Consider the following 25,687-nt stretch of genomic DNA (forward strand, 5'->3'; position numbering starts at 1 on the left):
GACCGAAGCTGACAGCTTTGCCAAAGCCTGCCAGCTTCCGGATTCTGCATGCCCCAGTCCCGCCGCTACCTGCTCATCAGCCTCTGTGTCCTGTTTGCCATCGGCCTTGCCTGGATGTTCCTGCGCAGCAGCACCCCTGTGGTGCCCGAAGCGATCAAGCGCGGTTATAGCGAAGCACTGACGGCGGCCCGAAACGGCCAACCGGGGGCCGCGCGGGTGCTCTACCAGCAATTGGCTCGCCCTGACATTTCGTCCAAGCGGCGCGTCTGGCTGCATGCCGAACTACCCAACTACCCCAGCTCCGTGGCGCTGAAACTGGCGGATGCGGACTTGCAGCATGAGGTGCCCGAGGTCCGTATCGCGGCGATCAAAAGCATCAGCGGGTTGGTGCCCAGCGGCCAGCGCAGCCTGTTGCTGGGGCCGTTGCTCGATGACGGCGAGCAGAACGTGCGCTTGGCCGCCGTCAATGCGCTGTTAGGCTTGTCGCCCGATGATCTTGGCCTGTATTTCGGCGCGCTGGAGCAGGCCATCGACACCTGGCAGCTGGTTCTGAAAAACGCGCCTGAAAGCGCCGACAACTACTTTCAGCTGGCGCGGCTGCATCTGCACAACGCCCAATTGAAAGAGGCGCAACAGGCGCTCGAACACTCATTGCGCCTGGCCCCTGGCAATCTACCGGCATTGGTGATGCAGATTGATGTACTGGACAAACTGGGCCAGAGCGACGCCGCCCGACAACTGTTGGCCAAACAACTGAAAGCCCAACCCGATTCGGCCTATCTGCAACATGCGCTGGGGCTTTGGTTGCTGCATCACGGTCAAAGCGAGTTCGCCCTGCTCGGTTTGTCCAAGGCCGTGGAGCTTGAGCCGAACAACAAGGATTACCGCTACGACCTGGCCACCACGCTGCATGGCGAACAGGAACTGGAAGCGGCGCAGAAACAGCTGCAGGAAATCGTTCAGCGCCACCCGAACGATCGTCGGGCACGGGTGTTGCTGATCAATTACTGGAAAGAAAGCGGACAGCTACAGAACGTGCAGATTCTGTTGGCGCAGCTCGAACAAATGAATCCGGATGATCCCGCGTTGCAGCAAGGGCTTTAACAGATCCCTGTAGGAGCGAGCATGCTCCGGGCGGCGTTCCGACGATGGTCGTCAACGATAACGCTGGGCACCTGACACCCCGCGGTGTTCTCAGGTCCATCGCGAGCATGCTCGCTCCTACAGGGGACGCAGCATCGCAGCGATGGCGTCATTGAGATTGCCCCCCTACAAAAAGTGAACGCTCATCTCGGCCCAAGGTCAAGTGAACAGGCAGCCCGTCACGCGTCGCCAGCTGCCTCGCTTCCCCTAGTCATGAGAGGGCATTTTTTGTCTACATCCAACGAGTTGATCAGCGTAAAAGCCGCCACAGGGATTGATGGTCTCGATGACATCCTCAATGGCGGACTGTCCCGCGGCCATGTGTTTTTGCTTGAGGGAGAACCCGGGACCGGCAAAACCACGGTCGCCTTGCACTTTTTGTTGGCGGGCGCCCAAGTCGGCGAGCGCTCCTTGTACATCACCCTGTCCGAAACCGAACGCGAATTGCGCCAGGGTGCGCGCTCCCATGGCTGGGAGCTGGACGATAACATCCATATCTTCGAACTCACGCCCCCCGAAAGCCTGCTGACCGCCGAGCACCAGCAATCACTGCTGTACTCCTCCGACCTGGAACTGGGCGAGGCCACCAAACAGATTTTTGAAGCAGTCGAACGCGTCAGGCCGACCCGCGTGGTGCTCGATAGTCTCTCCGAGATTCGCCTGCTGGCGCAAAGCTCGCTGCGCTACCGTCGGCAGATCCTCGCCATCAAGCACTACTTCGTGCGCTACGAGGCCACGGTGTTGCTGCTCGACGACCTGACCACCGAATCCCTGGACAAGACCGTGCACAGCGTGGCCCACGGGGTAATTCGCCTGGAGGAACTGACGCCCAACTATGGCGCCGAGCGCCGACGCGTTCGTGTGGTGAAATACCGTGGCCAGAAATACCGCGGCGGTTTTCATGATTTCACCATCATGGGCGACGGCGTACACGTGTTCCCGCGCCTGGTGGCGGCCGAGCACCGTGGGGACTACCTGCGACAACAGTTGACCAGCGGCATCCGCGAAATGGATGCGTTGCTCGGCGGCGGTATCGAGACGGGCTCAAGCACGCTGATCCTCGGCCCGGCCGGCACTGGCAAGTCGCTGATCTCGATGATTTTCGCCGCCGCTGCTGTGGTCCGAGGCGAAAAAGCGGCACTGTTCATCTTCGATGAAGAGCTTGGCCTGCTGTTCGCACGCATGAAAAACATCGGGATCGACTTGAGTGTGCTGCAAGACAGCGGCAATTTGCTGATCGAGCAAGTGGACGCCGCTGAACTCTCCCCCGGCGAGTTTTCCCACCGGGTTCGTCGCTGCGTCGATGAGGGCGACATCAAGACCGTGGTGATCGACAGCATCAACGGCTATCAAGCGGCGATGCCGGAAGAAAACGCCCTGGTGCTGCACATGCACGAGTTGCTGCTGTACCTCAATCGCAAAGGGGCGGCGACGTTCATGACGGTCGCCCAGCATGGCCTGGTCGGTGACATGCAGGCCCCGGTGGACATCACCTACCTGGCCGATACGGTCGTTCTGTTGCGCTACTTCGAAGCCGTGGGCAAGGTACGCCGAGCCATTTCGATCATCAAGAAACGCACCGGCAGCCATGAATCGACCATCCGCGAATACAAAATCAGCGCCAGCGGCATGACCATCGGCGAGCCGCTGGAAACCTTCCAGGGCGTATTGCGCGGTGTCCCGACTTACCTGGGCGCCAGCAATCCCCTGCTTGGGGATGAAATACCGTGACAGTCAATGAAGCGACGTCCGAGCGTGCGATCATTCTTGCACCGTTGGGGCGGGACAGTCAGATCGCCTTGATGCTGCTCAATGAAGCGGGTTTCGGCGGGGTCGTCAGTACGGACCTTCCGGGGCTTTGCCACGAACTGGAGCAAGGCGCCGGCTTGTTGCTCATGTCCAGCGAAGCCTCGCTGCACAGCGATCTTGAGCCGCTGCTGGACCTGATTCAGCAGCAACCGGCATGGTCCGATTTGCCGATCGTGCTGCTGACTCACCATGGTGGCCCGGAACATAATCCGGCGTCACGCTTTGGCCCCCTGTTGGGCAATGTCACGTTCCTCGAACGCCCCTTCCACCCGGAAACCTTGATCAGCCTGGTCGCCACCGCCCTGCGCGGTCGCCGACGACAGTATGAAGCCAGGGATCGGCTGGTCGACTTGAGCCAGAGTGAACTGCGCCTGCAAAACACCCTCGAGACCCTCGAGCAACAGGTCGAAGAGCGCACCGCGCAACTGCGTCACAACGAGGAGGCACTGCGTCAGTCGCAAAAAATGGAAGCGGTCGGCCAACTCACCGGTGGCATTGCCCATGACTTCAACAACATGCTGACCGGCATCATCGGCAGCCTGGAGTTGTTGCGCCGGCGACTGGCCCGTGGGCGCACAGAGGATCTGGACAGCCTGATCGACCTCGGCGTGACATCCGCCAATCGCGCGGCAAGCCTGACTCACCGTCTGCTGGCGTTTTCCCGTCGCCAGTCGCTCGACTCCAAGCCCGTGGAGATGAATAACCTGGTGATCTCCATGGGTGAACTGTTGCAACGCAGCATCAACGAAAGCATTCATCTGGACATGCAGTTGAGCGAGCAGCTGTGGGTCGCCGAAGCCGACCCCAATCAACTGGAAAGCGCCCTGCTCAACCTGGTCATCAACGCCCGCGACGCCATGCCTGATGGAGGAAAACTGCTGGTGCAGACCTCGAACCAGCATCTGGACGCCGACTTCACCAGGCCCTACGGCAACCTCGAACCAGGCGACTACGTGGTACTGAGCGTCACCGACGATGGCTGCGGCATGCCGCAAAGCACGATCAATCGAGCCTTCGACCCGTTCTTTACCACCAAACCCATCGGCCAGGGCACCGGCCTCGGGTTATCGATGATCTATGGCTTCAGCAAACAATCGGGCGGGCATGTCGCCATTCAGAGCGAAGTCGGCGAAGGCACCACGGTGAACCTGTATTTGCCGCGCTTTGGCGGTGACCTGCCCCAGGACAACCCGATCGACATCGAACACCCCCCTTACGCGCAAAATGGCGAGACCGTGCTGATCGTCGAGGACGATACGGCGGTGCGGTTATTGGTCAGCAACGTGTTGAGTGATCTGGGGTATGCCTTTGTCGAGGCCAGCGATGCCGACAGTGCGATGCCGATCCTCGACTCGGGCCAGCGCATCGATCTGCTGATCAGCGACGTCGGCCTGCCCGGAATGAATGGTCGGCAACTGGCGGAAATCGGCCGGCATCTGCGGCCAGACTTGAGAGTCCTGTTCATTACCGGTTATGCCGAACATGCGGCGGTGCGCGGCGGGTTCCTGGATTCGGGCATGCAGATGATTACCAAGCCGTTTACCTTCGATCTGTTGACGGCGAAGGTGCAGGAGATGATTCGCGTTTGAATCGCCCTGCGTTTTTGTAGGAGCAGCCGGTCGACGCTCGAATGCTCGCGAAAAACGTCTGGAAAACGCGTTCATCCAGACAGCACGCATTTTCATTGTCGTCCATCGCGAGCATGCTCGCTCCTACAGGGTCAGGACAGCATGTCCTGCATCAGTTCCTGCAACCTGTCCAGATCGAATGGCTTCTCCAGAATCGGCGCCGTACGTGTAATCGGGCTGTCTGTCTCGCGGATTTCCTGGGCGTAGCCGCTGATGAATATCACCTTGAGCTCGGGCCGCAGTTTCACCGCGGGCTCGGCGATCTGCACGCCGGAGATCCCGCCGGGCAGGCGGAAGTCGGTGATCATCATGTCCAGGTGCGGTTTGCTGGCGAGGATTTCGAAGGCCTGCTCTCCGTTTTCGGCCTGCAGTACCCGGTAGCCCTCCCCCGACAGGTAGGCCGACAGCACCATCAGGATGGAGGGATCGTCCTCGACGACGAGGACTACATCTTGTGCATCTTCACTCATGGGAAGCCTTTGTTCGGTCAATAGCTGCTGATACGACCCTGGGGTCGATCAGAGGTTGCGTTTATCTGGCTGTTTTCCTACAGCGGCAGACAAACGCGAAACAGGGCGCCTTCGCCAATCCGGCTTTCGACGGTAATGGTACCGCCATGGGCGGCAACTATCTGTTCGGAAATAAACAACCCCAGGCCCAGCCCGGCGGCGACATGGTTGGCCGAGACGCGCTCGAACTGCTGGAAAATCCGTTGCTGGTTCTCTTCACTGATGCCGATTCCGAAATCACGGACTTCCACCCGTGCTTCACCGTTCTCACTGTACACCTTCAAGGTGATCGGGCTCTTGGCGCCATAACGCAAGGCGTTGGTCAGCAGGTTGGAAATCACCTGTTCAATGCGAAATTCATCCCAATCGCCCATCACCGGTTGCTCGGCGTCCAGGCTGACCGACGCCTCGGCGGCCTCGATCTGCTGGGCAAAATTGTGCAGCAAACCACGAACCAGCGCCGATAGATCAAAGTGTGTGGGGCGGATCGACAACTTGCCGGTACGAATGCGTGACACATCGAGCATGTCTTCGATCAGGCGGATCAGGCTTTTGATCTGCCGTTCGTCACGATCGACCATGGCGTGCATCTTGTCGAGGGTAAACGCCGCGGCGTTATCCCGGGCCAGGTGCATCTTGCGCAACTGGGTTTCGAGAATCAGACCGTTGAGCGGCGTGCGCACTTCATGGGCAACGATGGACATGAAGTCATCGCGCATGCGCACCGCCTGCTCCAGCTCAAGCTGGGTACTCTGCAACTGCTTGAGCAGCGCTTCCTGCTCCCGGCGGCTCTGCTCCAGCGCTTCGACCTGTTGCTTCATGGCCTTGCTCTGGCGATAGAGGTCGACGAAGACGTTGACCTTGCTCTTGACCGCCTGGATATCCAGGGGCTTGTGCAGAAAATCGACGGCGCCGCTTTCGTAGCCCTTGAACGCGTAGTTCAGTTCGCGACCGGCGGCGCTGACGAACACGATCGGGATGTTCCTGGTCTTTTCCGTGCCACGCATCAACTCGGCCAATTCAAAACCATTCATGCCGGGCATCTGCACGTCGAGGATGGCCATGGCGAATTCGTGTTGCAACAACAGCGACAAGGCTTCGTCGGCTGACAGCGCCTTGTAGACGATGCGATCTTCACGCTTGATCAACGCTTCAAGTGCCAATAGGTTTTCCGGCAGATCGTCGACGATCAGCAGTTTGGCCTGGATATTTCTTAGCATGCGATTCTTTCCAGCTCGACTAGCAAACGGCCGATGCCGCGTATGGGGAGTATGTGATCGGGTTGCACAATATCCAGTGCCGCTTGGGGCATGGTCGCGACCTGGGCGTCGTCCGGGTCCTGGACGATGGTCAGCCCGCCACGCTGCTTGACCTGGGACAAGCCCTTGGCGCCATCCTGGTTGGCACCGGTCAGCAACACCGCGGCCAGGGTCGGACCATAGGCATCGGCGGCCGATTCGAACAGATAATCGATGGCCGGCCGCGAATGATGCACACGGTCTTCCAGGCTCAGGGAAAAGCTGCGGTCGTGTTCAACTGACAAGTGATACCCGGGCGTGGCGAAATACAAGGTTCCGGCTTCGACCGGGGTCTTGTCCGTGGCTTCCAGGACCGGCAGCGACACACGCCGGGCGAAGACTTGCGCCAGTTGGCTGCGGCGCTCGTCCGGCAGGTGCAGGACCACGATGATCGGCAGCACGAAACCCACACGCAGCGGACCGAGGATGTTGAGCAGCGCCTCTACTCCGCCAGCCGACGCGCCGATCACAATCGCTTCTATGGAAGGTAAGCCCGTTGCGCTGTTCATGATTTGCGATAGATCCGTTCCTGTTTGACCAACGGCTCGAACTGGTTGCCGAAGGCTGAAAAATCCGGAGTTTCCTTGCTGCCCAGCACCAGGAAGCCGCGGTGGCAAAGCGACTCATGAAACAACCCGAAAGCGCGATCCTGTAGTTTTTTATTGAAATAAATCAATACATTACGACATGAAATTAATTGAGTTTCTGAAAACACGCTGTCCGTTGCCAGGCTGTGATCGGCGAAGGTGACGTTTTCGCACAACGACTTGTCGAAAATCGCGTAACCATAGGCCGCAGTGTAGTAGTCGGCGAAGGAGCACTTGCCCCCGGCCTGTTGGTAGTTGGAAGTGTAGGCGCGGACATTCTCCATGGAGAAAATCCCTTGCGTGGCTTTTTCCAGTGAACGCGGATTGATGTCGGTGGCATAGATAATGGTGCGCTCGAGCAGGCCTTCTTCGCGTAGCAGGATGGCCATCGAATAGACTTCTTCACCGGTGCTGCATCCGGCGATCCAGATCTTGATCGACGGGTAAGTCATGAGCAACGGCACCACCTCGCGGCGGATTGCCAGGAAGTGCGAAGGGTCGCGAAACATTTCACTGACCGGGATCGTCAGCAGTTGCAGCAACTGCATGAACGCCGTCGGGTCGTGCAGGACCTTTTCCTGCAACGCCGAGATGGTGTTGCACTCGAACTGGCTTAAGGCGTGCGCCACCCGGCGCTTGATCGATGCGCCGGAGTAATCGCGAAAATCGTAGCTGTACTTGAGGTAGATCGCCTCGATCAACAACCGCAATTCGATTTCGCTGCTTCGCTCCCCTGAATAATTGCTCTGCACTTATATGCGTTCCATCTTCGGTAACCACACACGAATCAGCGAGAACAGGCGATCGAGGTCGATGGGCTTGGCCAGGTAATCGTTGGCGCCGGCCTGCAGGCAGCGCTCCTGATCGTCCTTCATGGCCTTGGCCGTCACCGCGATGATCGGCAGTTTGCGCCAGCGCGGCTCCTTGCGGATCAAGGTGGTGGCTTGGAAACCATCCATCTGCGGCATCATCACGTCCATCAACACCAGATCGATGTCTTCGAATTCATTCAATCGCTCAATCGCTTCACGACCATTACGGCCGATAACCACGACGGCGCCCTTTTGCTCCAGCGCACTGGTGAGGGCGAAAATGTTGCGCACATCGTCGTCCACCAGCAGCACCTTGCGCCCCTCGAACACCTTGTCGCGGCTGCGGGCGGTCTTGAGCATCTTCTGCCGGTCATGGGACAACCGCGATTCGACTTTGTGCAGAAAAAGTGTCACTTCGTCCAGCAGGCGCTCGGGTGAGCGCGCGCCCTTGATGATGATCGAGCGCGAATACCTGCGCAGTTCGGCTTCTTCGTCCCGGGTCAGGTTGCGCCCGGTATAGACAATCACCGGCGGGAACGAACAGATTTCCTCGGTGGACATGCGCTTGAGCAGGTCGTTGCCGAGCATATCCGGGAGCTTGAGGTCGATGATCATGCAATCGAACACGGTGGTGCGCAGCAATGCCAGGGCATCCTGCGCCAGGCCGACGGCGGTGATCTCGATGTCTTCATCGCCGATCAGTCGGGAAATGCTATCGCGTTGCAAATCGTCGTCTTCGACCAGCAGCACGCGCTTGACCTTCTGGGTCAGCTTGGCTTCCAGGCGCGCGAACACGTCCTTGAGTTCTTCGCGGGTGGTCGGCTTGACCGCATAACCGATGGCACCCATGTGCATCGCCGCTTCGACCCGGTCTTCGACCGAAATCACATGCACGGGAATATGCCGGGTCTCGGCGTGTTCCTTCAGGCGTTGTAGCACGGTCAGCCCGGAATGATCCGGCAGACGCATGTCCAGCAGGATGGCGTCCGGAATGAATTGCCTGGCCAGGTCGTAGCCTTCGTCAGCACCATGGGCCACCAGGCACTGGTAACCCAGTTCATGGGCGAGGTCATAGAGGATGTGCGCAAAATTCGGCTCGTCCTCCACCACCAGGATACAACGCACGGTGAAGGGTGCCTTGAGACGGTCATCGGCGAACCGCGCAATCTCCTGGACCTCCGGCGCTATCGCGATGGGCGTAACCCGGGAGACCGAGAGAGCCGGCAAGGCGCGCAACGGCTCGACGGGCTCGTCGCCCGGCTCGACATATTGCTGCGGCAGGATCAGGCTGAACGCGCTGCCCTGCCCCGGCGTGCTGGCGACATTGATCGAGCCGCCGAGCAGCGCGGCCAGGTCGCGGGAAATCGACAGGCCCAGCCCAGTCCCGCCGTAACGACGATTGGTGGTGCCATCGGCCTGGCGAAAGGCTTCGAAAATGCTTTCCTGTTGCTCGTCGGCAATACCGATCCCCGAATCGCTGACGATAAAGGCAATGCCGCGATTCGGCGCCGCGGTCACGGTCAGGCAGACTCGACCTTTCTCGGTGAACTTCACGGCGTTGGAGAGCAGATTCTTGATGATCTGCTCCACGCGCTGGCGGTCGGTATACATCATTGTTGGCGCACCGTCCTGCAACTCGACCTGGAAATCCAGTTGCTTGTCCGCAGCCAAAGGCTGAAACATCCCGCGCAAGCCGTCCACCAGGCGCGCAACGCTGGTGTTTTCCGGGCGTATCTCCAGTTTGCCGGCTTCGACCTTGGAAATATCGAGAATGTCGTTGATCAGGTTGAGCAAGTCGTTGCCGGCCGAGTAGATCGACTCGGCGAACTTGACCTGTTCGGCATTCAGGTTTTCCTGCGGGTTTTCCGCCAGCAGCTTGGCCAGGATCAGCGAGCTGTTCAACGGCGTGCGCAGCTCGTGGGACATGTTGGCGAGGAATTCGGACTTGTACTTGCTCGAACGCTGCAATTCTTCGGCGCGCTCTTCGAGCTGGGCCTGGGCTTGGTTAAGTTCGGTATTCTTCAGGTCCATGGCGTCGCGTTGTTCGGCCAGCACCTGCGCCTGTTCGGCGAGCTGTTCGTTGGTCTGTTCCAGTTCGACCTGCTGGGTTTCCAGATGCGCCTGGGATTCCTTGAGAATCCTTGATTGTTCTTCAAGCTCTTCGTTGGCGGTCTTGAGCTCTTCTTGCTGAACTTGCAGCTCTTCGTTGAGATGCTGGGTTTCGGCCAGCACCTCCTGCAAACGCTGGCGATAACGCGCCGCCTCGATGGAGGTACCGATATTGCCGGCAATGAGTTCCAGCAAATCGATGTCACGGTCGGTCAGCGGGCGCAGGAAGCCCAGCTCGATGACGCCGTTGATCTGCTCGTCGACGCTGGTCGGCACCACCAGCACGCTGCGCGGCAAACCTTCGCCGAGACCTGAACTGACCTTGAAATAGTCGCTTGGCACATCGTCCAGGCGAATCAGGCGAGCCTGTTGCGCCACCTGGCCGACAATGCCTTCGTCGCTGTAGATCTGCTGCTCACGCTCTTGCTGCTCGCGGGAAAACCCGTAGGACGCCACTCGACGCAGACCGCCGTGTTCTTCGCGCACATAAATGGCCGCCACGGCACTGCCCAGGTATTGCGCGCAGAACTGCAGAATGTTGCGCCCCAGCAAGTTGAGCGACAGTTGCCCCAACACTTGTTCGGCCAGTTGGGTCTGGCCATTGCGCAGCCAGGCCTGTTGCTCCAGCCGCTGGGCACTGGCCTGTTGCGCCGCCAGGGTCGCTGCGTAGCTTTGCGACAGATTGACCAGATCGCGGCGGCCGATGTACGCCAGCAACCCGCTGATACCGGCAATGAACAACAGATAAAGGGTGATGCTCCAGATCGTGGTACGGCGCACTTCGTCGTTACGCGTGGCGCGCAACTGCTGCTCCATGTCGATCACGTCTTCGTACTGCTTGCGGATTTCATCGGTCAGGCGCTTGCCTTTGCCGGCCTTGACCACCCCACGGTAATCACCGTTGCTTCGCTGCAGTTCGATCATCGATTGAGCGTAACCGGCCCACTCCTGCTGCAAGGACTCCAGCCTGTGCAAGCGGTCGGTCTGGACCGGGTTGTCGGCGGTCAGCTCAAGCAAGGTTCTGAGCACGACCGCAATGCGTGGCTTGGCCGTTTCGTAGGGCTCGAGAAATTTATCGTCGCTGGTGAGCAGGTAGCCGCGCATGCCGGTTTCCAGGTCGACCGTCAGTTTGACCGCCTCATTGGCGTTATTGATCACCCGGTCGGTGTGCTCGACCCACTGGATCGTCGACAGCAGATAAGTGATCAGCGACACGAAGAAAACCGCACTGATGGCGCCGACGCCCAGCGGCAGGCTGATGTTGCGGCTCAGGAGCTTACGGAATCGTTGCTCATCAGCCGAAGACTCAGAGGTCATGGTTAAGCCTTGTTGAACGGGTGAAATCCAAGGAGTTTGCCCCAAAACTGACGCACTGATCCAATTTTCTCACGGGTCTGGCCGCAAAATGCACATTCGACTGCTGCCGCGCCAACGCAGCGGTTATCCTTTACCCATACGCGTGCCGCCATTCTTTTTATAGCGTATCGGGAACTTGTCGGGATCCGTCACTTACTCATGCAAGAGAGCCGGCGATTCTGATCGGCCGAAAGACCCACCCACCCTTCTCTGAGAGCGCCATCATGACCGCCAACGCCCCCACCCTACTGGTCGTCGAAGACGATAGCATCGTGCGCATGTTGATTGTCGACGTATTGGAGGAGCTGGAGTTCAAGGTTCTTGAGGCCGATGGCAGCGAGCAGGCGCTGGAGTTGATCCGGGACCAGGACCTGCACATTGACCTGATGATGACCGATGTCGGACTGCCGGGCATGGACGGCCGGGAACTTGCCATTGAAGCACGCAGCCTGCGTCCCGCCCTTCCGATCCTGTTCGCCAGCGGTTATGCCGAAAACATCGATGTGCCTGAAGGCATGCATCTTATTGGCAAACCGTTTTCCATCGATCAGTTGCGGAACAAGGTCAAAGGCATACTTGGCTGAAAGCTGATGCAACTCGACTTGGGTGCATGCAATATCAGCGCTGCGCAAAAATGCATTCAGCGCGAGCACTGTTGTTGCTGTTATGGACAGGCACCCTGCACGAGCAAGTAACAAAAGGTAGAATATAATCTCTGGTCAACCGCACTACTAGAACAGTAAGTTGGCCCCAGACCCATCCAAAAAACACTCATTTAAAAAGGATTTTCAATGAGCACCATACTTGCATCCGACAGTGACTTGAACACGTTAAAAGCGGACACTCAAAACGTCCTGCTCGCAAACAACACGGAAAAACAATCCGTCATTGCAAAAATCGAACACTGGCTGGCGACCACTTCGCAAAGCCCTGAAGAATTAAAACTTTCCAGCCTGACGTTCCCGACCACACCGAACAGCTCGCTCACAAGAAAACTTGGGGTGACTGAAAGCAATGTTGAGCAGTGGCTGGGATTTTATGGCCACCCGACCCCTAACACCTCAAACCAATTGAAGTACCTCGCCCGCCTTCTCAAGCTCGAATTCCCAAAGACTCCCGCAACCGCTAACTACGGCGAATTACTTGCAAATCCAGAACATTGCCCGAACGCCCTGACTACCCAGCAAAGAAATGAGATCAAGAACATAACACGTCAGTTTGGAAAGTTGAATGGTAAACTCATCAATCATTTGCGTGAGAGTACTCTTGGCACAGTAACAGTTGCCAGCTTGAGAGCATCCCCACACAACAAAATAGTCCATCTGACAACTAGCTCAATTGCTCGCATCTGGGCAAATGGCTACCTGCAAGCCTTGGGATGGTATGGCTCTACCCCGGGCCAGTCACCCTATCAAGGTGACCTTCAGCAACTTCTCATGTCAGCCATGTTGTTGGATATTCATCCGAACACCGGGCTCGATGCACACAAAGGCCAGGTACTGGGTTACGAGCTGTACAACCCCAGGAATGCAGAGCGACCAGTTTCCGAGATTCTGCTCGAAGTGGAAACACATCTGGTGCAGAAAAACTACATTGATGCCCTGACAGCACCGCTGGTAGCGCATATCTACCTGGCCACCGCAGCCCCCGAGTTTCTCGTTCAAAATCTCCCTCAGACCTTGACTATTAGCTCGCCAGGCTGGGTGACGCTGGCATTTACCGTCGCCAAGCTTGAAGCCATTGCGGCGGGATCTTCGCGCTTGATGACCTATGAGCAAGTTATTGCTTATGCAGACATTGAACCGTTTACTGAAGAACTTGAACAGCTGTTTGGGCTTGCCGTGATGGAACCCATACTGAACTGGGGCGCTATAAACGGCGTAATACCCTATGATGTTTCAGGCGAATATTCGGTCGATGACTACACCACTGCCAACGCTCGCTACGTCGAATACACCGACGCATTGCAACAGTGCAGTGATGCGTTGAGTACGCCTCTACCTATGCGGCAAGAGGTGGCGATGATGGAACTTGAGCGAGTCATGCCAAACAATGTACGCCTTACCGAAAAGGCTTACTTCCACTATGCACTTGGTTATGATGACGACCAAAAACTTTCGATTTGCGACATGTTTATGTCTGGCGCTCTTCTTTCCGGGGGCTGGAAGGGGGAGAACATCGCACCACAAATACTGTTCACCAGAAATAATGACCCACTAACGACAAAACAAACTCTATCCAGCCTGAAAAACTTAAAAAACCCAACAGAGCTCTATGAAAAACACTTCAATGAATATTTCAAACAGCTGAATGTCGGATTTTTTAGCACTTTAAAACTCGCTATTTCCAAAGCAGACCCGATTGATCGAGCCGCACTGACATTTGGCTCTGTGGAATTTTACACGATCCGCAAACAGGCCCTAACTACAAAAGAAACCCAACGATTTCGCGACCAATCCAGGGGCCGCTTTGCAGTACTTATTCGCGCCGAATACAAAAACAGGCCATACTATTTTGAGTTTTTTACGTTGCGCGCCGAGTTAATCAGACGCAAAGATATTAATCTTCAAGAAACTTGGAGCTCTACATACTTTGAGTATCCCCTAGACGACGAAAATGAAAAGAAGTGGAGAACCAAACATAAGGAATGGCCCATTGATCTAAATGCCTATTTAAACGGTTCTGAGCCAGTCAAAGGAAAGAAGTCCATGGCTGTGGTTGAAAAGGTATGGGAGTTGCCTGCAAACAGTCACGCCGACCAGACTCCACTCGGACAACTGAATACATTTTATTTCCAGCGCACCGCGGATATCGTTCAAAAGGTACTTGAATCCTGCCCACCGGCTACTCGTGAGGAGCTGTATTCTCTCGGATTTGGCATGACCGCCATCGAGGCCGCGCTGAAGAATAGCAAAGATAATATCGAAATGATTCTTAACTTGATGGTACCGTTCAAGAGCTGTATCGAGGACTTAACTTCGGGCGATCCCGATCGTAAGGGCTCAGGCATAGTCGGTTGCGCATTGGATGGCCTTGCAATGATAGGTGCTGTCGCAGGTGCTGTGCCGAAACTTGCAAGTATTGCGCTGAAGTCGACCAGCTTGCTTAACAAATCCCTGAAACTGGTCAGGTTCAGCGCCAATTTTGCTTTCAGTCTGGTGAACCCCTTGGACGGTGTTCCAAGCCTGATACAAAAGGGGGCCAAAATCACCAAGGGCGGCGCCCTGCTCCTGACCAGGCAAGGGTTTAAATCATGCAGGAAGGCTTCTGGTCAGCTCCGAACCTTGAGCGGAACATTGGACACGCTTAATGCTGCCAAATCCGTAAACTGCCCCGGCGTTATCCCGGCTCGTTTACAGGACATTGGCGATCTTTCGGACACAACTGAAATGTTGCTCTTTAAAAGAGGCGTTGATTGGTACAATTTGGAGCTCGCCAGCTTCGAACCTCGGGGGCCAAAAGTCGTGAACTTCCAAAGCGCAGATGTCTAAAGGCTTTGCCTGTCATCCGGCAGGTGGTGTGGAGCGCAGTTTGCTTGACTCACCGCTTGCCGGCTCAGCCAGTCTCCGTCCGTCAGGCGTCTTCTTTGTGGCGATTCTTCGCTTCAATCCATTGCGACATGTATTGAGTACTCTTGTGCTGATGATGCCGCAACATGCTGCCGGTGAAATTATCTCGGCGAATAGAGGACAGACGTTGTCGGCAGTCCTCGAGTCTGGCAATCAACGCCGGACCATGAATACCTTGCTGATAACGATTCGCCAGCAATTCCAATCCAAGCGTCTGCGCCTTCAACCACTGCGTTCTATCCGTGTAAAGTTGCACTGCGCTATCAGCGAATGCCTGGGCCGATCGGGTGACCGATCCCGGCCATGACTCGTCGCCGTGCATGGCCTCCGCGCCTATCGGGGTGGTGACGTTCGGCGTGCCGCAAATCATTGCATCAATGATCTTGCCTTTGATCCCGGCGCCGAATCTTAGCGGCGCAAGACACACGCGCGCCGCCGACATCACTTGCAAGGCATCTTCCGCCCAGTTCATGACATGAAAGCCCTGGGCCGAGTTATGCAGTGCAGTGGCCTTGGGCGGCGTGTATGCGCCATAGATGTGCAACTGAGCGCTGGGCAGCTGTTGGCGGATCAACGGCCAGATCGCCGTCTTCATCCACAGCACAGCATCCCAGTTCGGCGCATGTCGAAAATTACCGATGCTGAGAAAGTGCGCCCGCTCTTCAAAGGTGGCCGACGGCACGCTCGGCGGTTCGACCATCAGCGGACACCAATGCAGCAAGTTGCGCGGCATCTTGAACTGCTCTACCAGCAACTCGATTTCCACTTCTGAGATCATCAGATTCAAATCGCAACGATACAGCGCAGCAATTTCCCGTTTCGCCAGATCGGTATCGGCCATCAATTCGAATTCTTCACCCAACGCTGGCGCGAACAGGTCGCTGAAATCATTGCTGTCGTCGCTGGCCTTCAGCCGGTCCTTAAGGCGCTGATGCCGCGCATGTCGCAGGCTTTGCAAATCCGATGTTTCAAGCACACGCAACGCGTCAGGACAGTGCTTCTCTACACGCCAGCCAAACTGCTCTTCCATCATGAACTGGTCAAACAGCACAACATCCGGCGACAGTTCACTGATAAACGCGTCGAAACTGCTGTTGTTCAACTCGATCGGCACTTCGCGAATGCCCAACACCGTCAGGTCAGCCCGATGTTCACCGGTGCCGGCCGGGCTGCTGAACGTAATGTCCCAGCCCTGTTGCAGGAACGTCTCGAGGATTTGCATCACATGCCCACTGGCCGCAGAAGAGCGAGGCTCGGGCCAGACGTAACCAATGACCAGGACTTTGGTTGCTTGGGGCTGGGTCATGGATGTTCCTTCGGGCAGGTAATAGGGCAGAAATCGAGAGAGTGCAATTAAACCACAACAAGCTCGATTCTGAACTGAAACACCGCCGCCGCAGGACAGCCTGCGGCGGTGGTCCTGCTGTTACACGGTATTCAGTTTCACCAATACATCCGCACCGATGTAGCCGTTGCGGCTGCGATCAAGCGCTGCCTGCATGGTTTTGATGTTTTCCAGGTAGACAGGTCGGTTGGTAGCCAACTGGCTCAGCAAAGAGGTCGTGATAGCGAACGAATCTGCATTTTTTAAGGTAGTGGTGCTTTTGTAATATACAGGCGGATATATCCCCCTATTCATTGGCGCATGGCCTGAGGCAAGGTTCAGCAAAGGGCCTATGTCGAGTTGTTGGTAACCTTTTTGATAAAGATCCGGAGCCAACGCATAGTTGATGTCTCTTGTGTCGGGCGCACCGTGGAACATTTCATGAACCAAACCGTCAGCCGTCGTACCTGAATTGAAAAACTCCTTGCGGTAATTATCGTTAAAGTTATGGATATTAATTCTGATGAATTTTTTGCGCGCCGCCTCAGTGTTGTTGGCAGCTTTCCATTCCTTATACCAAGTAGAGTTTAATGATGCGAGTGCTTCGGAATTTTTTGAACTGTCAAAAATCAGATTACTGAGGCTGACCTTCGCAAAGTCTGCTTTGACCTCCTTCAAATAGGCAAGATATTGGTTGCGTGTTTGGGCAGAGGCGTCTCCCAATAGCAGCTTAAGCACATGGTTTGCTTCATCATTTGAGCTGGCATCAGACAGAATGCTGATCGCACTGTCAACTTTTTTTCGCGCCAGAGGAAGACCTTCCTTGATGACACTTCTGGCATAGCTTTCGGGCATTAATTTATAACGGAATGAAAGACGGAATTTTACGGTCGACTTGAAGTTTTCCAGTTTTTTCCCCCACGGCTGGTCAAGTCGGTTGAGCGCATACCAGTCGTCATTCCTGCGGACAGCCGCGGATACAAATGAATCTACGGAGCTATCAAGTGGGTGCCATGTACCTTGCGCAAAGTCTATTCGTTGCGCTGCTTTGATCAAATCGTATGAATCAGCGGTGCCGGCAAGCTTTCGAAATTGATGGGTGGCATTTTCCAATGAATGCAGACCTAGCTTGCCAATTCCCAGTGCGCCTTTTTTCAGATACTTCCCGGCGCCATAGAGCAGTTCAGGTGTTCCATCGAGCGGATTGAACACAGAGTTAAGAAATCCAAGACCGACCTTGGCTAACGCTCTCGATTTAGCCCCGATGGAGGCTGCCTTGCCGACTGCGCTAACGGCCTTTGCGGCCACGCCGACAATCAACAAAGCATTTACTGCAAGTTCAATCGAGCAAGACAGTGCACTGCCTCTATTACGGTCAGGATCATCAGATGTAAAGTCCTCGTAGCAACTCTTGAACGGTACGATAATATTGATAAAAGTGTCGAAGTATTCTTCTTCTCTGGCGAGTTTGAGTTCCAACTCTGTTCGGCCTCGCGAATCTTCAATCAGCTCTTCGTAAGTCCAGACAGGCCGATGTTTCAAGAGGAAGCTCACCAGCGAATTGAATTGACCGCTGTAAAAGCTCTTGTAATGACCTTGCTGAATTTCGCTCGATTTTTTTCCAGAGGCAGGTAATGTGCCCAGCTTGTCGATTACCCCTTGACTGGATAGGACAACGCCGTGGGGAACCCCATGGGTATAGCTTTCGATGTTGGTAGGCAAAGTGTGTATGTTGGAAGCTTTACTCAAGCTGTTAATATGATCGGTAAAATCAACTCTTGCGGGTTGCTGGAGCAAGTTTTGTTTTTGTATAAGCTCCGCCAGTTCTGGGTTCTCTCGACATTCACCGTGTAAGGTGGACAGCTCATAACAGTACAGTCGACCTTCATATTTTGAACACATCACTACACCGTAGCGCCCCGTAACGACATCCTTTTCTTTCTGTTTTTCCTGAGGGAACACGTCTGGAGGCTGGATGAAGGCAACCGATGGGCGAATGGTGAAGAACGTGACTTCACCGCACAGCAGGCGAGTGCGGGCAATGGACGGTAGGGCTGACAAAGCAAGATTCAATGCTGTGGCCATTGCCTTTCCCAATGGCGCATAGGCCTGGTCAAAACGACGCTTGAACACGTCCTCCGTAGAAACCAGTTCAGGCAAAAGGCGCGGGAAGCGTTGGTAAATACTTGTTCCTTTTTTCAAATCCCAATTGCGTGTCCCAAGATGATTGGACATGTTGAGCTCGACCATTGACATGGCAAACGGCTCGAAACTGTTAAATCCAAAGGATCCCCGTTGTTTCTCATAGAGTATTTTTTCCTCCAGGAAATCGCAGCCCGGCACGATATGCTGGAGTATTTCCAGTGATATCGCTTTGCGGGTGGGCAGCGGCGTGGCCATGGTTGTTGCTGTCTGTGTGTACAGATCCCCGAACGTTTGGTAGGCCGCAATGGCAGAGTCAACCGACCCTTGATAGTGACTGTTTACACTTTCGAGCGTGACAATACTGTTCAATAAAGCCCAGTCAATGATGGGGTCAACAGCCAACACGCTGTGCAGTATTTCCAAAGCCTGGTTGACTGGCTCAATGGCCTCAAGTTGCATGACTTCTGAATAGGTCATGGAAAGCGCAGACCCGATCGCGTTTGCCTCTGCCAAGGCGACTCCCCGACAGAAGGTGATCCATTCGGATGTTCCCATCTGCAGCGAATCGGGTAGTTCTCTGACAAGAAACTCCGGAGCCTTGCCTGCCAATAGCAAGTAAGCAGCCAATGTGGTGGCATATGCGGGGACGTCATGGTTGCCCTCGAGATGCCTTTCAAATTCGAAGACGATGTCGGGTATCGATTTTTCAATGTTTTCGGGAGCGTAAAGATTGTAACCGGCCACATGATTGCGGGGTTCGTCTTCTCCCGCTGCGGGGTGTATGTCCAGAATGATGGCGGTCATCAGGAGTTGTTCCGCGTACAGATCAGAAATTTCTTCTCCCGAAGTGGAACCGTACCAGCCGAGCTCATCGATATAAGCTTTAGACCAGGACTGCAAGAAGGGGGGAGTACCCAATTCGTGCAAAATTTCACGCCAGTTCAATAGGGTCAAACGATTGGCTGTACTCCAGTTGGGGCCCAATACGATCTGCCATAGAACTGTCAGCAGTTTTTGTGTGCGCCCGGTAAATTGCCCCGTCAAAGTGATGATTTTGCTTCGTTCCGCAGGTGATAATACGACGGACTGATCGTCGCTGGGTGTAATCATTTCCCAATAATTACCGAGAAAAGGGCTGGGGCTGTATTTGAACTCTAGATGTTTGATCAGGTTTTTTGTGGCCTTTACATCTTTAGGTAGATCGTAATCGTGAAACGCCAGCCACTGCTGGACACCGACAGCATCGTTCGCAGAAACAACTCCCCCAATCGCTGCCGCGATCTCAGTGAGAGTCGCCAAATCATCCTTGAGTTCAGGATCAAGATTTATCGCGGTGGTGACGCGGCCTGCCCGGTCAGGAGGCGATACGAAGATTTCACCTTTGGTCCATACATAAAAAATGCCTGTTTTGACACCACTTTCTTCGAAAATACGTTTAAAGGCTGGCTTGTCCATCATTCGCTGCAATAGGACTGCACCAGGTTGATGCGCCTGCTCGAAAGATGAATCTTTCTCCACCGTGATAAATTCACCCTCCCAATTCACGGGAGTATCATCGTTCTCTCCGGCGATACCTTTTTTAAGCAGCGTAAGAATTTTTTGCCGCTCTCTTTTGTCGCTTTTAATATTTTCGTCAGGGTCGTTGATGATGCGATGTGGCTTGGAGGAGCGCGCGTCGGAAGTTGCGGCAATGTCAGAGTAATTCATTAATAAATCCATTTATCGGATGTTGCTTTTAGGTGTGGCAATCCTCTTGTAGTTAGGGTGGGTAAGCAATTTACGTTGTGTGAATGCATATTTCTCTTGCAGCAGGAGTGGGCAAGGAGCAACGAGCTGGCAAATTTGCTGGCCCCAACCTGCCATACAACTGGACCAGCCAGGTGGTCGAAGATGAAGTGGTGCCCAAGCGCGACATGCTGGTCAACTTCACGGATGAGCTGTTCGACAGCGGCTATCAGGTGTTTGCTGTGCTCAAGCGCCTGGCGCCGCTGTTGGAACGCGCGCAGTACGGCATCGAGTTTCGCTGCGAGCACACGATCGGCAAGGCGATGGACCTGATGCAGCGCATCGCCGACACCCAGGGTGTGACCCGCCTCGGGCACTTTTTCATATTGCTGGAGTTGCTGGGGGCCTGCGAAGATTATCAACAACATGTCGCAACCCTATAAAGAGCGAACAACTATGTATCTGGTGTGTGGCGAAGCGCTGTTCGATTTCTTCAGTGAAAATGACGTCAGCGGCCTGGCTTCAAAAGTGAATTTCAAGGCCATCGCCGGTGGCTCACCGTTTAACGTCGCGGTGGGTTTGTGCCGTCTGGGCGTGGAGGCTGCATTGTTGGCCGGGTTGTCCACCGACTACCTCGGCCGGCGCTTGCTCCAGGTGCTGGAGGAGGAAGGCGTACGCACGGACTATCTGGTGGATTTTGCCGCACCGACCACCCTGGCGATGGTCGCGGTCGGGGCCAATGGCTCGCCGCACTACAGCTTCCGCGGCGAAGGCTGCGCGGATCGACAACTGAAACCCGAGCATCTACCGGCGTTGGGGCCGCAAGTGCGCGGCCTGCACATCGGTTCGTTTTCCCTGGTGGTGCAGCCGGTTGCTGACACGCTGCTGGAACTGGTGCGCCGGGAAAGCGGCAAGCGTCTGATCAGCCTTGATCCGAACGTGCGGCTAAATCCCCAGCCGAACATTGAGCTGTGGCGTTCGCGGGTTGCCACTCTGGTCGAGCATGCCGATCTGATCAAGGTCAGCGATGAGGATTTGAACCTGCTGTACCCCGAGCAGGACCCGGCGCGGGTGATCGAGGGCTGGCTGCAACACCGCTGTCAGTTGGTGTTCCTGACCCGTGGTGGCGAAGGTGCGACGGTGTTCAGTCGGGTCCACGGTTGGTGGTCGGTGCCGGCCTGCGCGGTGGACATCGCGGATACTGTGGGTGCCGGCGATACCTTCCAGGCTGCGTTGATTACCTGGCTGACCGAGCAGCGGCTGGATTCGGTCGAGGGGGTACGGCAACTGAGTCGCCAGCAGATCGATGGGATGGCCAGGTTTGCGGTGCAGGCGGCGGCGCTGACGTGTAGCAAGACCGGGCCGGATTTGCCGTATCGGCATCAATTGACCTGATGCATACCCCTACAGGGAACAAATCTCTACAGGATCGAGAATTTGTAGCTGAATCAACCGCGTCTCATCCGCATCCCGGGCATCTTGCTCGTAGTTGCTGCGGTAGGTCGCATTGCGCAGTCGAAGACTGCATAGCGCTTGTTCATGCAGTGCACGCCAATGTCCTGGGAATCGGTGGAATCCCAGGTGGTGGCAGAGCGCTCTTTCTCACTGCAGGCGACTTTAGTCGGAAAAGTGTTCCGTTTTTAAACTGAAAAGCATCCGCCGAACGGTAGTGGCCAAACGACAGGTGGCGTTCAGGTGGGTTAACCAAAGCTTAATCGCGCAGTCCAAAACTCTACTGGACCGCACGCCCTCAGAGTCCTCTGACGCCCAGTGCGGCAGGTTCGACGATACGTCGAGCTAACTTGCGTCTGCACTGGAGATTGCCCCATGAACTCGCGCGCCCTGCTCGTTTCAATCGCCCTTGTCTGTGCATCATCGACCGGCGTTGCACAGGCCAATGACACCACCTCCACGCAAAATGTGCCTTCCTATCACTACGGCATGCCATTGCACGTGGGCAAAGTGATCGCGCTGAGCGAACCCACCACCCTGGATTGCGAAGTGATTACAGCGAAGATGAAGTACATCGATTCACAAACAGGCCAACCTGCAGAAATCGCCTACCGAAAATTTTCTGACGCTTGCAGTTATCAGAACTGACGGAAAAGTCTGAAATAGTTCCATGCGGTGTTCGTGAGGGGTTTAGGCGCTATGCTCAAGCGCCTGCCTCACTGCCGCAGGGATTCGCCAAGCAGTTGTCCTGTGGTGAGGGGATTTAGCGAAACGTCGCACCGCCCCGTCCGGCTGCAAAGCAGTCGTAAATCCGAGGACGCAGGGGGGTCGCTTTGCGACCCAACGGGGATAAATCCCCTCGCCACAAATGAGTGGCCCGCGCCTACGTGAAAAGCATCAGGGCCATGCCGGTCCGGGCATTCTGCTGGCTGTAGGTGTCGAACTGGCCCTGGGCCTGGCGTTTTTCCAGGCCCGGCGCGTAACGGCGGAACTTGAAACAACAGCTTGAAACAACGGCTTAAAGTGCTTTTCGCATCCCTTGGCTATGCCCGGGTTCTGTGTAGTGATTCTGAAGATCGGCACGCAGTTCGGCTATCAGTCCGTTGATTTCCCGACAGCCATTGAGTTGCTGGGCGTCGATTCCGGTTTTCAATAAATCGAGTTGATCGGTTACACCATCGGCATACACTTTTACCGTCATCGACAAGTCCGGCGACAGCGTGCATTCACAGCGTTTCGGTAGAAAACTGCTTTCAATGATACTGCGAAGTTCCAAGGCAGAAAGAAACATGGCGACCCTCTCCGTTGTGAGACTGCCAATTAACTATCGACGCTGACGCATATGGAATCCCGGTCAGCTTAAGAACAGGTACAGCATAAAACATGCCCTGAATTTCGCCGTGCAGCTCATCGGTAAATCAACAGCTTATTGTAAGGGCACGTAAAAACGGTCATGCAGATTGCAAAAAAGGCCTCTTGGCGGCCCTGCAATTTGCACTCTGAGGCGAAGAATTTGCATTGGCCGCTGACGCCGTCGAGAATAGCGGCCATCAAATCCAGTATCCGCTCACCCCAAACATACGCAAGGAGGCATCATGGATTTATCGACCATCAGCACCACCGTCGGGCTGATTGCTGTCACGCTGTCGAGCATCGCACACGGGGCAAAACTCGAAGAAGTTGCGCCCTTCCCGAAACCTGAAAGTGGTTTCACCCGCCAAGTCATCCACCTCGCCCCGCAAACCCGTGAAGACGACTTCCAGGTCGAGATCCTTGCCGGCAAGACCCTGGCAGTCGACTGTAATCGCCAACGCCTGGGCGGCATTCTCGAAGAGAAGAACCTCGAAGGTTGGGGCTATCCGTTCTACCGCCTGGATAAAGTCATCGGTCCGATGAGCACGCTGATGGCCTGCCCGGATGGCAAGAGCAAACAGGATTTCGTGCCAGTGGTCGGTGACGGTTTCATGCTGCGCTACAACAGCAAACTGCCGATCGTGCTCTACGTGCCCAAGGACGTCGAGGTTCGCTACCGGGTCTGGTCAGCCTCGAAGAAGGTCGATAAAGCCATCGCGGAGTAACCCTGAAGCGGACCTGATAGCCTAGTGGACCTTGGTGCTGACGCAGGATCTCCATGGCCACGGTGCCCTGCCCTGCAATCACATCCGGGTCGTCAAACGGTGCTCATCGTCCCAAGGAAGGAAACCATGAAGTCTGTCGCTCTACCCCTAATTGCCCTGATCGCCTTCGCCGGTTACTCCGTCTCGGTGATGCTCCAGGCCGAACAGTCGCTGATCGATTTCGGCATCAGCCTGATGTCCCGCCCGGATACCGCGCAGGTGGTGATCGATCTTTACCTGCTGGCAACACTGGCGGGTGTGTGGATGTATCAGGATGCGCGCAAACGCGGGCAGTCGGTGTGGTCGGTGGTGCCATATCTGTTGATAACGGCGGTTTTTGTGTCGATAGGGCCATTGTTGTATCTGGTGGTGCGGGGGATTCAAAATCGCAAGAGAACTGCCGCTGCGGCTCAACAGATCTGATCCGGACCCATTCAGACCCGATCGCTCCCATACGTGGGAACGATCGGGTGAGCGTTATTTCAGCCCTATCTTGTACAACGCTCCATCCTCTTCATCGGTCAGCACATACAAATACCCATCCGGTCCCTGCCGCACATCGCGGATGCGCTTGTCGAGTTCGACCAGCAAGCGTTCTTCGTGAACCACCTTGTCGCCGTCGAACTGCAGGCGAATCAGCTCCCGGGTGACCAGCGCGCCAATAAACGCGTTGTGTTGCCAGGCTTTGAAGCGGTCGCCGTCGTAGAATGCCAGGCCGCTCAGACCCGGGGATTTTTCCCAAACATGATGCGGCCCGAGAGTACCTTCGGCGGTTTTGCCTTTGGCTTCCGGGATCGGCTGACCCGAGTAATTGATGCCGTGGGTGGCCAGCGGCCAACCGTAATTCTTGCCGCGCTCGATGATGTTGACCTCATCGCCGCCCAGAGGACCGTGTTCGTTTTCCCAGAGCGTGCCGGTCCAGGGGTTGAGCGCCGCGCCTTGCGGGTTACGAACGCCGTAGGCCCATATTTCCGGGCGCTCGCCGGCCTGTCCGACAAATGGGTTGTCGTCAGGCACCTTGCCGTCCGGATAGATCCTTACGACCTTGCCCTGCAACTTGTCGAGGTCCTGGGCGGTCGGCCGGTCGTTGTTTTCCCCCAGGGTAACGAACAGATAGCCGTCCCGGTCGAACACCAGCCGCGAACCAAAATGGTTGCCCACAGAGAGCTTGGGCTCCTGACGGAAAATCACCCGGAAATCCTTCAGCGTCGTCAGGTCTTCGGACAGCCGTCCGCGGCCAACCGCGGTACCTGCCTTGTCACCTTGGCCGCCGCCTTCGGCATAGGACAGGTAAATCATCCGGTCTTGCTTGAAGTCGGGTGACAGCGCCACATCCAGCAAGCCGCCCTGCCCCTTGGCCCACACCTTGGGCACGCCGTTGAGCGGCGCCGACAATTTGCCCTCGGCCGTTACCACACGCAGGTTACCTGGACGTTCGGTGACCAGCATCCCCTGGCGGTCCGGCAGGAAGGCTAACGCCCAGGGGTGCGCAAGTCCGGTCGCGATCGGTGTGACCTCAAGGGTGCCCTGCTCGCTTTTCATGTCCTGGGTAGTCGCTGCCCAAATAGGCGCGCTGACGGCTAACAAGGTGCTGGCGCAGAAAGTGGCCAGGAGGGTTTTACGCAACATGCACGATTCCTTTTGTCATGAAGATGGGCGACAGAACTGGTGTCCTACCGTTCAAGGGCTACGGGGAGGTGGATTGGGGATGAACTTCGGAGGACTGGCGGGGGCCGAGGGATTCTGCGGATAGCGATTGCCAATGCCGCCGTTATCGAGTGTCGGTGGCCGTGGTACCGGCACGGTGTTCGGTCCACGGATAGCAGGGGCACTGGGCTGAGTGCCTTGCATGCTGTTTGGATTGGCCCGGCGGATCGGGCTGTTGTAGGGATTGTTATTGGTGTTGCCCGGCAGGTTTTGCGCCACCTGTAACGGTGTGCCAGGCGAAGCGACGTCGGCCTGGGCCAGATGACCGAGTACGCCGCTTAATGCCAGCACGATAAGGCCAGGTACGTATCGGTTCATGGGGGAGCCTCGCGACGTGTGCGTGAATAGAGTCTTCGATAGCACGCTACGCCAGGGGTTCGGATTTGTTAACCCAAAC

20 protein-coding genes and 3 pseudogenes are annotated in these 25,687 nt (G+C 56.0%); 11 read left to right on the top strand and 12 right to left on the bottom strand.

Features of this window, described 5'->3' with window-relative positions:
• Positions 1–48: 48 nt before the first annotated feature.
• The 3 genes from ACA058_RS16265 (at position 49) to ACA058_RS16275 (ending at position 4,541) form a co-directional block, all read left to right on the top strand.
• The gene (locus ACA058_RS16265; protein ID WP_497634940.1) at positions 49–1,104 is read left to right on the top strand and encodes a tetratricopeptide repeat protein; all 1,056 of its coding nucleotides are present in this window, start codon (positions 49–51) and stop codon (positions 1,102–1,104) included.
• Between the two features lie 267 nt (positions 1,105–1,371).
• Positions 1,372–2,874 (top strand): ATPase domain-containing protein, encoded by a 1,503-nt coding sequence (locus ACA058_RS16270; protein ID WP_497634941.1) that lies wholly within the window; start codon positions 1,372–1,374, stop codon positions 2,872–2,874.
• Positions 2,871–4,541: an ATP-binding protein gene (locus ACA058_RS16275; protein WP_497634942.1), complete on the top strand. Its 1,671-nt coding sequence runs from the start codon at positions 2,871–2,873 to the stop codon at positions 4,539–4,541. The genes ACA058_RS16270 and ACA058_RS16275 overlap by 4 nt, the downstream gene beginning before the upstream one ends.
• A 131-nt stretch (positions 4,542–4,672) precedes the next feature.
• Here the strand turns inward: ACA058_RS16275 and ACA058_RS16280 are convergent, their stop codons facing one another.
• The 5 genes from ACA058_RS16280 to ACA058_RS16300 form a co-directional block, all read right to left on the bottom strand.
• The gene (locus tag ACA058_RS16280) at positions 4,673–5,050 is read right to left on the bottom strand and encodes a response regulator (protein ID WP_497634943.1); all 378 of its coding nucleotides are present in this window, start codon (positions 5,048–5,050) and stop codon (positions 4,673–4,675) included.
• Between the two features lie 77 nt (positions 5,051–5,127).
• The gene (locus ACA058_RS16285) at positions 5,128–6,309 is read right to left on the bottom strand and encodes a hybrid sensor histidine kinase/response regulator (protein WP_497634944.1); all 1,182 of its coding nucleotides are present in this window, start codon (positions 6,307–6,309) and stop codon (positions 5,128–5,130) included.
• Positions 6,303–6,896 (bottom strand): chemotaxis protein CheB, encoded by a 594-nt coding sequence (locus ACA058_RS16290; protein WP_497634945.1) that lies wholly within the window; start codon positions 6,894–6,896, stop codon positions 6,303–6,305. The genes ACA058_RS16285 and ACA058_RS16290 overlap by 7 nt, the downstream gene beginning before the upstream one ends.
• Positions 6,893–7,726, bottom strand: coding sequence for a CheR family methyltransferase (locus ACA058_RS16295; RefSeq protein WP_497634946.1), 834 nt, complete (start codon positions 7,724–7,726; stop codon positions 6,893–6,895). The genes ACA058_RS16290 and ACA058_RS16295 overlap by 4 nt, the downstream gene beginning before the upstream one ends.
• Positions 7,727–11,212, bottom strand: a complete 3,486-nt coding sequence (locus ACA058_RS16300; RefSeq protein ID WP_497634947.1) for a response regulator — start codon at positions 11,210–11,212, stop codon at positions 7,727–7,729.
• Positions 11,213–11,475: 263 nt separating this feature from the next.
• Between ACA058_RS16300 and ACA058_RS16305 the strand changes: the two genes are divergently transcribed.
• Positions 11,476–11,835, top strand: a complete 360-nt coding sequence (locus ACA058_RS16305) for a response regulator (RefSeq protein ID WP_497634948.1) — start codon at positions 11,476–11,478, stop codon at positions 11,833–11,835.
• Positions 11,836–12,042: 207 nt separating this feature from the next.
• A complete protein-coding gene (locus ACA058_RS16310) occupies positions 12,043–14,742 on the top strand; it encodes a hypothetical protein (RefSeq protein ID WP_497634949.1) in 2,700 nt (899 codons plus the stop codon).
• Positions 14,743–14,824: 82 nt separating this feature from the next.
• On the opposite strand, the gene ACA058_RS16315 is transcribed toward ACA058_RS16310, so the two are convergent.
• Together ACA058_RS16315 and ACA058_RS16320 are read right to left on the bottom strand one after the other, a co-directional pair.
• Positions 14,825–16,126, bottom strand: coding sequence for a glycosyltransferase (locus tag ACA058_RS16315; protein WP_497634950.1), 1,302 nt, complete (start codon positions 16,124–16,126; stop codon positions 14,825–14,827).
• Between the two features lie 120 nt (positions 16,127–16,246).
• Positions 16,247–19,996, bottom strand: coding sequence for a hypothetical protein (locus ACA058_RS16320; protein WP_497634951.1), 3,750 nt, complete (start codon positions 19,994–19,996; stop codon positions 16,247–16,249).
• Between the two features lie 140 nt (positions 19,997–20,136).
• On the opposite strand from ACA058_RS16320, the pseudogene ACA058_RS16325 reads away from it, so the two are divergent.
• Positions 20,137–20,436: pseudogene (locus ACA058_RS16325) on the top strand (cupin domain-containing protein); the annotation flags it as partial.
• 34 nt (positions 20,437–20,470) lie between these two features.
• Positions 20,471–21,409: a carbohydrate kinase family protein gene (locus ACA058_RS16330; RefSeq protein WP_497634952.1), complete on the top strand. Its 939-nt coding sequence runs from the start codon at positions 20,471–20,473 to the stop codon at positions 21,407–21,409.
• 26 nt (positions 21,410–21,435) lie between these two features.
• Here ACA058_RS16330 and ACA058_RS16335 read toward each other — a convergent pair.
• Positions 21,436–21,538: pseudogene (locus tag ACA058_RS16335) on the bottom strand (OprD family outer membrane porin); the annotation flags it as partial.
• 303 nt (positions 21,539–21,841) lie between these two features.
• Between ACA058_RS16335 and ACA058_RS16340 the strand changes: the two are divergent.
• Together ACA058_RS16340 and ACA058_RS16345 are read left to right on the top strand one after the other, a co-directional pair.
• Positions 21,842–22,114 (top strand): DUF2790 domain-containing protein, encoded by a 273-nt coding sequence (locus ACA058_RS16340; protein WP_497634953.1) that lies wholly within the window; start codon positions 21,842–21,844, stop codon positions 22,112–22,114.
• Between the two features lie 220 nt (positions 22,115–22,334).
• Positions 22,335–22,475, top strand: a complete 141-nt coding sequence (locus ACA058_RS16345) for a hypothetical protein (RefSeq protein WP_497640032.1) — start codon at positions 22,335–22,337, stop codon at positions 22,473–22,475.
• Positions 22,476–22,484: 9 nt separating this feature from the next.
• Here the strand turns inward: ACA058_RS16345 and ACA058_RS16350 are convergent, their stop codons facing one another.
• On the bottom strand, positions 22,485–22,757 hold the full coding sequence (locus tag ACA058_RS16350) for a DUF1652 domain-containing protein (protein WP_497634954.1): 273 nt from the start codon (positions 22,755–22,757) through the stop codon (positions 22,485–22,487).
• Positions 22,758–23,061: 304 nt separating this feature from the next.
• On the opposite strand from ACA058_RS16350, the gene eco reads away from it, so the two are divergent.
• Positions 23,062–23,544, top strand: coding sequence for a serine protease inhibitor ecotin (eco, locus tag ACA058_RS16355; RefSeq protein WP_497634955.1), 483 nt, complete (start codon positions 23,062–23,064; stop codon positions 23,542–23,544).
• Positions 23,545–23,566: 22 nt separating this feature from the next.
• Here the strand turns inward: eco and ACA058_RS16360 are convergent.
• Positions 23,567–23,644, bottom strand: a pseudogene (locus ACA058_RS16360) (hypothetical protein); the annotation flags it as partial.
• 26 nt (positions 23,645–23,670) lie between these two features.
• On the opposite strand from ACA058_RS16360, the gene ACA058_RS16365 reads away from it, so the two are divergent.
• On the top strand, positions 23,671–24,006 hold the full coding sequence (locus tag ACA058_RS16365) for a DUF2834 domain-containing protein (protein WP_497634956.1): 336 nt from the start codon (positions 23,671–23,673) through the stop codon (positions 24,004–24,006).
• Between the two features lie 54 nt (positions 24,007–24,060).
• Here ACA058_RS16365 and ACA058_RS16370 read toward each other — a convergent pair whose 3' ends face one another.
• Together ACA058_RS16370 and ACA058_RS16375 are read right to left on the bottom strand one after the other, a co-directional pair.
• On the bottom strand, positions 24,061–25,212 hold the full coding sequence (locus ACA058_RS16370; protein WP_497634957.1) for a PQQ-dependent sugar dehydrogenase: 1,152 nt from the start codon (positions 25,210–25,212) through the stop codon (positions 24,061–24,063).
• Between the two features lie 51 nt (positions 25,213–25,263).
• Positions 25,264–25,608: a hypothetical protein gene (locus ACA058_RS16375; protein WP_497634958.1), complete on the bottom strand. Its 345-nt coding sequence runs from the start codon at positions 25,606–25,608 to the stop codon at positions 25,264–25,266.
• Positions 25,609–25,687: the final 79 nt, after the last annotated feature.

It is taken from the genome of Pseudomonas sp. LBUM1649, assembly GCF_059716155.1.